Genomic DNA, 11,639 nt, shown 5'->3' with positions numbered 1-11,639 from the left:
AATCCCTTTTAAAAATTGGTGTGTAAATAAAAAAAATATGATTTTATATGACTGTCCTCGCGGTAACTTCAGGATGAGCCTGGCGCTGTTCAAGTGGAAGTCCATCAAGTAACCAACGGAACTGGCGGCGGCTTAATTTTAGCGGTACATCACTTTCTTCCGTTGGCCATTGAAATTTTCCGCGCTCTAAACGTCTATAATAGAGCCAAAAGCCATTGTGCTCCCAATGAAGGATTTTCAGTTTATCCCGATTACGATTACAAAAGACAAAGTAGCTAGGCGAAAAGGGGTCTAGATCAAACCCTTCTTTCACCAACGCAGCCAATCCATCAATGGATTTGCGCAAATCTGTACTCCCTCGGGCGAGGTAAACATTCGCGATCATTGTTTCGTTTAACATAGCGATCTTAACGTCCTGACGACTTCCGCAAGGAAAGATGGGTCGAAACCTGGTTTAACCTCTATGGATGCTTGACCTATTTTAATCTGTAAGGATAATGAAGTGTCTTTTGATTCGGCATATTGTTCATCCATTGTGACCGAGACCCATTTAGGTGATGGTGCTGAGATCCGATTTGTGTTTTCAATTTTCTTAAGCCAATATTTTAATTGATGGAGCTTCACATTATTGTTAGCACACCATTTGGATTGGGTTTGTCCACTTGCCCTAAACTCAGCGATCCGAAGTTCCCATTCTTTTCGCAATTCTGCTCGAGACATCAAAAAACCTCCTCAAATATTGATTTGAAGAGATTATCTCAAAGTGTCATCTAGGTTAATAGGTGGGTACTATTTTACGGTTACCTTTAAAATGATAATTTAGATTATTTTGTATTTACATACAAGTATTTAATTCTAAATAGAGTTAAAATAAAGATTCTTAATGGGGGTTGTAACCGTCAAGTAGTTTTGAACACTTTTTGCTCGTTAATTTTGAACACTTTGTTTCTCAAAAATGGTAGTTCGATGCTTCATTCTGTAACTGTCATTTTCATTTAGCTGAATGACCTCTACTCGATGAAGCAAACGATCCAAAATAGCCATCATGATCCCTTGGTCTCCCATCAATTCACTCCATTCTTCTGGTCCTTTGTTAGAGGTTAGAATAATGGAGCTACGTTCGTATAGATGATTTACTAGATGAAAGAACAAATTTGCTTCCCTTTGATCGATAGCCATGTACATTAAATCATCAATGATGACTAAATCTGATTCTCTTATTCTTTTAAGCTGGATTTGCGACTTCCTTATATACTCTTCCGTTTTTAAAAAGTGTACAAGCTCTCCCATAGTTGAAAAAGCAACCTTATAACCCTTATGAATGGCTTCTATCCCTAATCCAATTCCAATATGAGTTTTTCCAGCTCCTTGGGGTCCTAATAGAATCAGATTGTATTGTTGCTCTAGCCAATTGAGTTCTCTTAATTGGTTTAATTGACGCGTACTAAGAGATCTCTGCTCTTCGATATGAAATTCATCTAGTGTCTTTTGATACGGGAACTGTGCCCATTTCAATCTCTTTTCCACATTCTTTTCTTCTCTTCGTTCTAACTCATACATTAGAAGCTTCTGTAGAAACTCTTGATAAGTCCACGACATTTTTTCTGCATTACGAAGTAACGCGGGCAGTTCATTAGCCGTTTCCGTCATCCGAAGATGGCGGAAATACTCTTGAAGGATCTGTACTGTTTTCGTCATGATGAAGCACCCCCTAATATCTTGATATAATCATCCATTTCCCTAGTTGCTGCTGTGGCTTTTATTGCCGGGTTGATATTTTTAGGTTCTTGAATTGAATTTGGTTTCGAAGTTTTTGTTTCTTTTAATCGAGTAAAATGTTGGGCAATATCCCGAAGATCATTGGCACTCCATAACTGATCTTTGATACAAACAGCTAGGGCCTCATCTATATCTTGTCGATATTGGGTGATGGCACATTGAATGACTTGTAGTTGGTCCCGAATGTATCTTGGATAACGGATTCCAACCTCATGGATAAACTGCTCTGCTTTTTCTTGATCCTTAAACTGCCGAATTACGGTTTCTTTGTATGCATGAATTCCTTTTGAGCGATCTCTTGTATGTTGACGGTTCTTTATCAATTCTCCTTTTCCGTGGCATAGTGGGTGTCTGGCTAAGACTTCTCCATGTGGTTCTCTTCTTATGATGAGCTCTTCCTCTTGGGTTTCTACATACACCGTATTGTCTCCCCTTGGGCGATAAGTCCCTAATGGAAGAGAATAACGATTGGATTTATATTTTATAACGTTGTCCTTATGAACTGTTCTTGTTATACTTGTTACAAGAGTGTTCTCAAAAGAGAGCAGGGAAGAGACTGGTTTTAAGTGTTGCTTTTCGAGGGCGTGCACTTCTACCGGTCTTTTTTTCGTTGTATGATGTACATTGAAATTTCCTGTTCTTTCTAGCCATGCTAGACACTTTTCATTCCAAGCCTCTAGATTGGCATATACTCTATTTTTCGCAAAGTTCTTCTTTACAAATTTGACAACATTTTCAACTTTCCCTTTACTCTGAGGATCTGCTTTTCTGCATAGGTAGATTCGAAATCCGCGTTCTTGCTTGTAAGCCTGAAATTCACTAGTTAGGATGATATCACCCGCATTTTCACTTACAGTTATAAGATGATCTTGATCATATACGATTTCCTCTGGTATTCCCCCAAAAAACTGGAATGCTTTTTCATGGCATCTGATCGTATCCCTCGTTGTAAAAGGTCGATCAAGCCATTCTACATATTTATAGCGAGAGTGGGAGAGAACAAAAGTAATAAAGTAAAGTTTCACATCTTTATTTTCAGAATTCTTTATGATGATTTCCCCCCAATCTACTTGAACTTGTTGCCCCATTGGTAATTCTTCCACAGCTTCATGCGTTCGAACACGAATTACTTTAGGGATATGATAGATATCTCTCATTTCACTTACATAAGAGCGAACGGTACTTCCACCAACGTCCAATGTTGGATATCGTTCTTTTAACCAGTCCTCCACTTGAGCAGAAGATAGGTCTGGATGTTCCTTTAGCCAGCTTAATATCTGATTATGATACGGGTCTAATTTTTTTCTCCTGCTTCCTAAAGATGTAATCCACTCAGAGGCCTCCTCTAAGCTCATATCCAAATACTTGTAAACTGTGTTTCTAGAAATCTCTAATTTTTTTGCGATGGCTGCGACTTTAAAGCCTTGTTTCTTTAGTTGTTGTATTTCCACAAACAATAGTAATTTTTCCACCTTTCATGTCCTCCAGCTAAACAAATGATTAAAACTATCATATCTTAGCCGAGAGGAAAATTGGTAAAAAAGTGTTCAATCTTATTTGGCGGAAACTGTTGATTATAATTTAGCAGTTACAGGGTACATTATGTCAAAAATCTTCCCTTATTACATTAAAGGTAATAAAAACTTAATTACAATTATGGATGGAACTAAATATGAATTAGAAGATTTAAATTACCTTAACTTTTACAAACAAAATGATGATAATTACTTAAATGCTATTGAAAATATAAAAATAAAATTGCAAGAATATTTCATGAGTACGAATTTAAGTATATTTATAGGTTCGGGTTGTTCCTGTTCTTCAATTCCTTTAATGGGAAATACTTTTAAAAGAATTAAAAATGAATTAGAAGATAAACACTTACTGGGAGAATATTTAGATGAAAATAACAATAATATTGAAAAATGTTTAGATTGGTTAATTTCTGGATTACAGTTCTTAAAGGAAGATGATGATAAATTTCCATCTTACCAAGCATTATATTATACAATATTATCAAAGCTTAAGGATTCTATTATTAGTTTAGATCCTACGAAATCTGATTTAACTCTTAGAGATTATTGCAATTTTTTTAATTATGTCTTTAGTATCAGAAAAGAAAATCACTTTTATCCATTAAACATATTTACAACAAATTATGATTTATTTATTGAGAAAGCACTAGAAAATGTAAAAATTCATTTTATTAATGGTTTTAATGGAATAATAAATAGGGAGTTTGATCCATCTATGTTTAGAATTAGATATGTTGATGATGAAAATAGGTATAAGGATAAATGGGACCCTATTTCACGATTTTGTAGACTGTTTAAGTTACATGGTTCAATAAATTGGTTTATCGAAAATGATAGGGTAATTGAAAAAATAGGATATGATGTAAGCGCAGATCAAAGTAATACTGTAATTTATCCTACAGTAAATAAACATATGCAATCTTTACAATCCCCATTTTCAGAATTATTCAGGGAATTTTCTTTGCAATTGCAAAAGCCAAATATGACATTAATCGTTATGGGTTACGGGTTTCCAGACGAACATATTAATCAATTAATGCAGCAGGCTCTGTCTAATGAGACATTCTCATTGATAGTTATGGGTGATATTAGAGAGGAAGGATTAAGGGAATTTTATAAAAAAAATTGTAATAAGCAAAACCTGCATGTAATTGGTGGAGATACGTTAGATGGACAAATGATACATTATTTTTCATACTTGGTTGAGAACATTTTCGAATTAGAAAAGGTTGATATTAATGTCTAGAAAAATAGGAAAAATTATCGAAGTAACAGCAAATAAAATTGTTTGCGAAATTACAAGGGATCCTATCCCCTTTATTTCTCAAGGTAATATATTTGATTTTAATGGAGTTGGTAGTTTAATAAGCATTTATGATAAATTTCAATCATACATATCTATTTATCAAGTTACAAAGGTATATGAAAAAGAACAAATATTAGTAAAAAATGAGAGTTCAAAGATAAAAAACATTGTTATTTTTGAGGCGGTTCCTCTTGCACAAATTAATGCAAATAAAGTAGATTTTGGTGTAGGGAAATTTCCAATGGTTGGAGAATTAGTTTATATCTCAACAAATGAGGAAATTGAAAAAAGTCTTTCCAGTAAAAAAGATGGTCTAAAGATTGGCATTATTAATTCAAATGTTAAATTTATACCAAGGTTGGATAAAGACAAACTCTTTTGTGGCCATTTATCTCTATTTGGTAATACTAATTCAGGGAAATCTACTACAGCAAAAAAAATTCTACAAGAAAAATTAAAAATTGATTCAGATTTTAAAGCAATTGTTTTTGATGTACATAATGAATATAACTTAGATAATGTTGAACAAGTATTAATAGATCAAATATCAATAGATCCAAGGTATTTATCAATTGATGATTGGATAAATCTAATAAATCCTTCATCTCTAACTCAACTACCAATATTAATTAATGGAATTAAAATAGCCCACTACTTAACTAATGGTATTTCGGAAGATCTTGCTGCGTATATTAGCTTTTCTGCATACCATTCTAATGTTGAAGCCTCTACAAAGTTAGTTTTTGTGAAAAAATATGCAAGTCTGGTTAATAATCAAAATGTAAAAGAAGCGCTAATAAACTTTACTTTATCTTATGGTGTATTTAAAGATTCTGAAAAATTGTTAAGTGGACTTTCTGAAAGATTTTTAGAACTAACAGAAAAAAAAATCGTTAATGCAGAAGAATATATTGTAGAAAAATATCTAGGACACAATTCCCCTGTGGTGAAACCAGAAAATATTAAAGATGGAATCAATATTGCTTTAACCCTTGAAGAATCAAAGGGAAATTTACATGTGAGATCGCATTGTCAGACTATGATAACTAGATTAGATTTTTTGTTATCAGAATATAATTCATTCTTTGTTGAAGACCAAGAAAAAAGAAATAATTTTGAAAAAATATTTACTGATAAAAAATCAAAAATTATTAAGGTTAATGAATTGTCAGATACAAAATTAAAATTTATTACACATTTAATATTAAGAGTTGGTTTTCAAAAGCAACGTACTAATCATGAATTTAGTCAAATTAACTTTATCTTTGATGAAGCTCATAAATATATTAAGAAAGAACAATTTACTGAAAGCTTAGTTATGGATATATTTGAAACAATTGCTCGTGAAGGTAGGAAGTTTGGGGTTTTTATTTGTATTATTAGCCAACAACCTCATGAACTTTCCTCAACCGTTGTCTCTCAATGTAGTAATTTTATTTTACATAGATTGAAAAATAATTTAGATTTAGAATTTATTAAGAAGAGTAACCCTTTTATTACTGATATACAAATTTCTAGATTATCTTCTTTACCAACTGGAACAGCATTAATTCTGGGCGATGCAATTCCTGTCCCTTTAGAAATTGAAATTGATAATAGGGGAGTATAAATTTTGAGTAATATAAAACTCATATAAGATAAATAATGCACACTTATTATATTATCAGTTGATTTTATATATCTCTTAAATAGAATGATTACATTATCCGTAAGAATAGATATTATAGGATCAATAAGATTTGTAAGAAGAATTGCAGATATTCCGTTTATAGGACCGTACGGGTCAAATATCCCTACTTACAAGTAGATGGGGATTTAGTTTTTATTTAAGTAATCATTTTAACACACTCAAATAAATGGGATCGTTGATGACAATGACATTAATTGATCCTTAGATCTTTATCATGGGTATCCAAGTTTGGTAGCTTCTCAAAAGGATAGGTTTAAGTTAATCTCTTTAGCTGTCTCAATAATACTGTAAATTGTTGCACTGTCTTGAGTGCCTCTTGTGGTTTTGGCAAACAACCAATTTTTGCGGCTTATTGCAAATGGCTTGATTGAACGTTCGCTACGGTTATTATCGATTTCTAACCGACCATCTTTTAAAAAGCCCACTAATTTATCCCATTGGTTCAGGCAATATTGGATTGCCTGGCCAAGAGCGCTTTTTGGGAGGACTTTTGACCTTTGCGTTTTTAGCCATGCTGAAAAAGCATCCAGCACTGGCTGGCTGCGTTCCAAACGACTTTTATGGCGTTCTTCAGGAGTTGAATCCTTTAAGTCAGGCTCAATCGCAAAAAGTTGGTTACAGAAATTGAGCCCTTCCTTGGCAGCTACCGAAGCGGATTGTTTTGAAGCCGGTAAAACCTTTAAGGCCTCATCAAACTTACGCCTTGCATGCGCCCAGCAACCTACTAGGGTCACATGAGGCACCCCTTGATAACCAGAGTAGCCATCCACATGAAGGTAGCCCTTGAAACCATTCAGAAATTTGCGAGGATGTTCCTTTCCCCGTGTCTGTTGGTAATCATAAAGAGTAATCGGCGGACCTTCTCTTCCAGTGCGATAAAGCCACATATAAGAAGTGGATGTTGCCTTTCGACCTGGTTCATGGAGCACCTGCAAAGTGGTTTCATCCGCATGGAGAATCTCCTGTTTAAGTAAATGATCCTTCATCCGATCATAAATTAAACGTAACCACTGATCTGCGCCATAGATCATCCAGTTCGCCATCGTCTGCCGGGATAATGTAAACCCAAATCGCTCAAACTGCTTTTCCTGGCGATAAAGAGGCAGCCCTTCCACATATTTTTGACTCATCACATACGCCATACTTGAAGGAGAAGCTAAACTGCCCGGATAGACAGGTGCCGGCATAGACGCTGTGACAATCGGTGTATGGATCTCCTCACGTTCACAACGGCGACAGGCGTAGACATAACGGACATGCTTAACCACTTTTACTTCAGCTGGAATGACTTTGATTTCTTGACGCACTTCCGTGCTCATTTCATGTAAAGATCCACCGCAGCACGAACAGACCTGATCTTCTGCGGAAAGGCGGTATTCAACCGTTTCCGTAGGCAGGTCTTCTAGCATCGTTTCACGTTGACCACGTTTTTTACGACGACGGTAGGTAATGGTTTCAGAAGCAGGCTCCTCTAAATTGGAGGCTGCTTCTACCTCTGCTTCATTAAAGAGCGAAAGCTCTAGTTGATCGGAATGTGTTTTTTCACTTGAAGAGCCGAATCGTCTTTTTTGGCTGAGGCGAAACTGTTCCTCATACCATTTTAGTTTTACAGTCAGTTCAGCGACTTGCTTTTCAAGGGATTCACATCGTTTTTGAAGATTTTCAGTTGGTTGGGTGGGTGTTTTCGTTGTCTTTTTCATACTTTATCTATTCGACAAATTATGATCAATCCCTTTTAAAAATTGGTGTGTAAATAAAAAAAATATGATTTTATATGACTGTCCTCGCGGTAACTTCAGGATGAGCCTGGCGCTGTTCAAGTGGAAGTCCATCAAGTAACCAACGGAACTGGCGGCGGCTTAATTTTAGCGGTACATCACTTTCTTCCGTTGGCCATTGAAATTTTCCGCGCTCTAAACGTCTATAATAGAGCCAAAAGCCATTGTGCTCCCAATGAAGGATTTTCAGTTTATCCCGATTACGATTACAAAAGACAAAGTAGCTAGGCGAAAAGGGATCTAGATCAAACCCTTCTGTCACCAACGCAGCCAATCCATCAATGGATTTGCGCAAATCTGTGCTCCCTCGGGCGAGGTAAACATTCGCGATCATTGTTTCGTTTAACATAGCGATCTTAACGTCCTGACGACTTCCGCAAGGAAAGATGGGTCGAAACCTGGTTTAACCTCTATGGATGCTTGACCTATTTTAATCTGTAAGGATAATGAAGTGTCTTTTGATTCGGCATATTGTTCATCCATTGTGATTGAGACCCAATTAGTTGATGGTGTTGAGATCCGATTTGTGTTTTCAATTTTCTTAAGCCAATATTTTAATTGATGGAGCTTCACATTATTGTCAGCACACCATTTGGATTGGGTCTGTCCACTTGCCCTAAACTCAGCGATCCGAAGTTCCCATTCTTTTCGCAATTCTGCTCGAGACATCAAAAAACCTCCTCAAATATTGATTTGAAGAGATTATCTCAAAGTGTCATCTAGGTTAATAGGTGGGTACTATTTTACGGTTACAAATTTACCAATAAAATAAAGGGATAGGGGGGCTATTTTTTGGTTATGTACAAAAAAAAGCTCTTATATATTTAATTGAAGTAAAGTAAAAGCGGGATGAAATATCCTTGCTTAAATATTTGCGGAATATCTTCAAAAACAACAGCAATTTCTAAACGAAATGAAACAATATAATGAATTCCATAAAAACAAAAAATTTGTTGTCACTCTGGATCTAAGTCAAATTTCCGGATACAAAAAAATTAACTATTTCTTCAGCCATGCCCGATTAAATATAAGTTGGGCCATGGCGCTTGACATGAAGCCTCTGCGGGCATGAGTTTCCTGCCGAGAAGCCAGATGTCGCAAACATCGGCATCGCCACACTAGGCTATCATGCCCGCCACTCCATATAAAGCGAGTGCACAGTCGGCAATGAGGTGACCTATGCAATTTGCCGTATTTGGTCTTCTATCGCTTGGGGAGTCTTATATCCCAAGCTGGAATGAATTCTTTTGCGATTATACCAGCCTTCGATGTATTGAAATAATGCGATTTTAGCTGAGGCATAATCCACATAAGTAACATGATGAACTTCTTCCTTTTTCAAGATGGCGTGAAATGATTCGATACAGGCATTGTCATATGGGCAACCTTTATGGCTGAATGATTGTTTCACACCTTTTGATTGAACATGGTTTCGAAAGTCTTCGCTTGAATACTGCGAGCCTAAATCCGTATGTAGCACAAGCCCTTCTGCCGGCTGCTGTGTTTCAAAAGCATTATCAAATGCTTTTGTGACTAATTCCGTCGTCATCGTCCGTGAAAATGAATATCCAACTACTTTTTTTGTTTGTAAATCTAGTACAGAAGCTAAGTAACACCAACCATCTCGAAGTGTATGAATATAAGTAATGTCTGCCACCCATTTTTCGTTGATCGTCGTAGTGGAGATGTCACGGTTTAACAAATTATCGCGTGCTTCTACTTGATGCTTGCTTACTTGCGGACGATATTTTTTCTGGGTAATGGCTCGCATCCCAGCTTTTTTCATCAAACGCTGCACCCTTTTGAGGCTCACCAAATAGCCCTCCTGTTTGAGGAGAAAATGGATCTTAGGAGCACCATAACGCTGTTTGCTTTCTGCGTGAATTTCTCTAATTCCTTCTGTTAATTCTTTGTTTTCACGAACGCGGCTGCATTCCACTATATCAGTGGATTGATAATACGTACTTCTAGGGATTTCCAACACTTCACATAGGGTTTGAATGGGATATTGATCTTTATGTTGATTAATTACGTTGGATAGTTCGGTCAAACTTACTTTTTGGCGAATATGGCCATAGCCTTTTTTAAAATTTCGTTTTCCTCCTGCAAGCGGAGCATCTGTTTCTTTAATTTGACGAAATCATCAGGAGTTACAGTTGTTCCATCTGCTATATCCATTGGAGAATATCGTTTAATCCATTTGTAAATTGTCACTTCAGATACGCCATATTCGCTGCTTAAATCTCTGACTGTTTGACCGGAGCTATAGAGATCAACCACCATCTTTCGGAAATCTTCATTGAATTTTTTATTACTGATTTGGTTACCCATCAAGGACACATCCTTTCATTTTCATTCTAGTCAAATTTTTAAAAACTTAACTAAGATGTGTCCATGGATTTATACTAGCACCACTCGTAAAATTATCAATTGGTTGAACAAAACGAATCAAAGTGCGATTCTTGAAAAGTTATAAGAAACAGGCAATGTCACATATCCCCTAGCCCCAAACATTCTCGAACAAAATTTTATTGAGTCGTTGTTACCTGAAATAGATGAACACCTCTCACCTATGAATGCAACAATTATCAGCACAGATGAAGATACAAAGTCGTTTATTATCAAGCCATTCGAACATCTAGATATAAAGCTTTGCCTGAACATTAGAACCAATTACAGGCGTTACAAAAGCTGAACTGCTATCTTTCTTTAATCAGTTTGATTTAGAAAAGTATTATGAAGATAACCCTGATTATTTGGAACCAGCGGAGGACTTGTTTCTCAACAAAATAAAGACAATGGCAAGAACCAATCTACAATTTGAATGTACGACTTGGTTTCATCTGACAAGAACGTTTAAAGGAAATGACTTTAAAGAAGGTATTCTGCAGTTGGGTAAATCATTCGAATTATATGGGATTTATGGTTTCATCTCCAAAAAGGCTTTTTGCCTCAAGAAGAATGGCAAAATTTCAAAAAATATTTGGAGAAACAATCGCTTGTTTATTATGAGTGGCTTTATCGTATAAAGGTTTCAGATTCATTTCATTGGGGTTCTTTTGCGATGTTAATTAAGGAAGTTGCTTTTTCCGTTGAAGAAATCGGTAAACACGATTATTTGAACGCTCCTGAAATAGTGGAATACATATGTTATACGTTTGAAGAAAAATACAATTACGACTTGTTGACCAAGTTAAGACAATCAACTTATCCGTGTATTATCAAGTTTCAAGTTCAGGACTCTAACATAGGACATTTAGGAATTGTATTGAATTATTTGTATCATAAATATTACAATATGGAACTTTCTATTCATTGTAATACTTGCTTTGATGCCAACGGTACAACTATACCAATGGAAGCCATAATGAAAATTGAATATATTTAATGAAAAAAAGTCTTTGACTAAGGAAATGGGTTAAAGCTTTTTCATAAATCATTAATAGATTTAGTACAAAATGAGGAATTTAGCTAATAAGGCTGGGTTCTTCTTTCAGTGATAGAATAATTGTTTCCACCATTACGATCTTTTAGTAAGCCGAGTTTGATAT

General features: G+C 35.6%; 10 protein-coding genes and 1 pseudogene. 3 read left to right on the top strand and 8 right to left on the bottom strand.

What is annotated here, in order from left to right; genetic code table 11:
* Positions 1-43: 43 nt before the first annotated feature.
* From tnpB (C0966_RS06760) to istA, 4 genes are all read right to left on the bottom strand, one after another.
* Positions 44-400 carry an IS66 family insertion sequence element accessory protein TnpB gene (tnpB, locus tag C0966_RS06760; RefSeq protein WP_274853330.1) on the bottom strand — a complete coding sequence of 119 codons (357 nt, stop codon included), beginning with the start codon at positions 398-400 and terminating at the stop codon, positions 44-46.
* The gene (gene tnpA, locus C0966_RS06755) at positions 394-720 is read right to left on the bottom strand and encodes an IS66 family insertion sequence element accessory protein TnpA (RefSeq protein WP_274853329.1); all 327 of its coding nucleotides are present in this window, start codon (positions 718-720) and stop codon (positions 394-396) included. The genes tnpB (C0966_RS06760) and tnpA (C0966_RS06755) overlap by 7 nt, the downstream gene beginning before the upstream one ends.
* Before the next feature lie 207 nt (positions 721-927).
* A complete protein-coding gene (gene istB / locus C0966_RS06750; RefSeq protein WP_274854476.1) occupies positions 928-1,698 on the bottom strand; it encodes an IS21-like element helper ATPase IstB in 771 nt (256 codons plus the stop codon).
* Complete coding sequence (gene istA, locus C0966_RS06745) at positions 1,695-3,251, bottom strand: IS21 family transposase (RefSeq protein WP_274854474.1); 1,557 nt, start codon at positions 3,249-3,251, stop codon at positions 1,695-1,697. The genes istB and istA overlap by 4 nt, the downstream gene beginning before the upstream one ends.
* Before the next feature lie 85 nt (positions 3,252-3,336).
* Between istA and C0966_RS06740 the strand changes: the two genes are divergently transcribed.
* Together C0966_RS06740 and C0966_RS06735 are read left to right on the top strand one after the other, a co-directional pair.
* A complete protein-coding gene (locus C0966_RS06740; protein WP_274854472.1) occupies positions 3,337-4,560 on the top strand; it encodes an SIR2 family protein in 1,224 nt (407 codons plus the stop codon).
* Entirely contained in the window at positions 4,553-6,229 is a 1,677-nt protein-coding gene (locus tag C0966_RS06735; protein WP_274854471.1) for an ATP-binding protein, read from the top strand. Before C0966_RS06740 ends, C0966_RS06735 begins: the two co-directional genes overlap by 8 nt.
* Positions 6,230-6,468: 239 nt before the next feature.
* Here the strand turns inward: C0966_RS06735 and tnpC are convergent.
* The 4 genes and pseudogenes from tnpC to C0966_RS06715 form a co-directional block, all read right to left on the bottom strand.
* Positions 6,469-8,010: pseudogene (tnpC, locus tag C0966_RS06730) on the bottom strand (IS66 family transposase).
* A gap of 70 nt (positions 8,011-8,080) precedes the next feature.
* Positions 8,081-8,437 (bottom strand): IS66 family insertion sequence element accessory protein TnpB, encoded by a 357-nt coding sequence (gene tnpB, locus C0966_RS06725; protein ID WP_274854469.1) that lies wholly within the window; start codon positions 8,435-8,437, stop codon positions 8,081-8,083.
* Entirely contained in the window at positions 8,431-8,757 is a 327-nt protein-coding gene (gene tnpA / locus C0966_RS06720) for an IS66 family insertion sequence element accessory protein TnpA (RefSeq protein ID WP_274854468.1), read from the bottom strand. The genes tnpB (C0966_RS06725) and tnpA (C0966_RS06720) overlap by 7 nt, the downstream gene beginning before the upstream one ends.
* Before the next feature lie 508 nt (positions 8,758-9,265).
* Positions 9,266-10,407, bottom strand: a protein-coding gene (locus C0966_RS06715) for an IS3 family transposase (protein ID WP_274855725.1) whose coding sequence is annotated in 2 segments (ribosomal slippage) — positions 9,266-10,176 and positions 10,176-10,407 — 1,143 coding nt in all. Because the reading frame shifts where the segments join, the coding sequence is not laid out codon by codon here.
* A 628-nt stretch (positions 10,408-11,035) separates the two neighbouring features.
* On the opposite strand from C0966_RS06715, the gene C0966_RS06710 reads away from it, so the two are divergent.
* Entirely contained in the window at positions 11,036-11,476 is a 441-nt protein-coding gene (locus tag C0966_RS06710; protein ID WP_274854466.1) for a hypothetical protein, read from the top strand.
* The last annotated feature ends 163 nt before the right edge of the window (positions 11,477-11,639 follow it).

The organism is Bacillus methanolicus, assembly GCF_028888695.1.
GTDB lineage: Bacteria > Bacillota > Bacilli > Bacillales > Cytobacillaceae > Bacillus_Z > Bacillus_Z methanolicus_B.
This window is presented reverse-complemented; position numbering and strand designations above follow the sequence as displayed.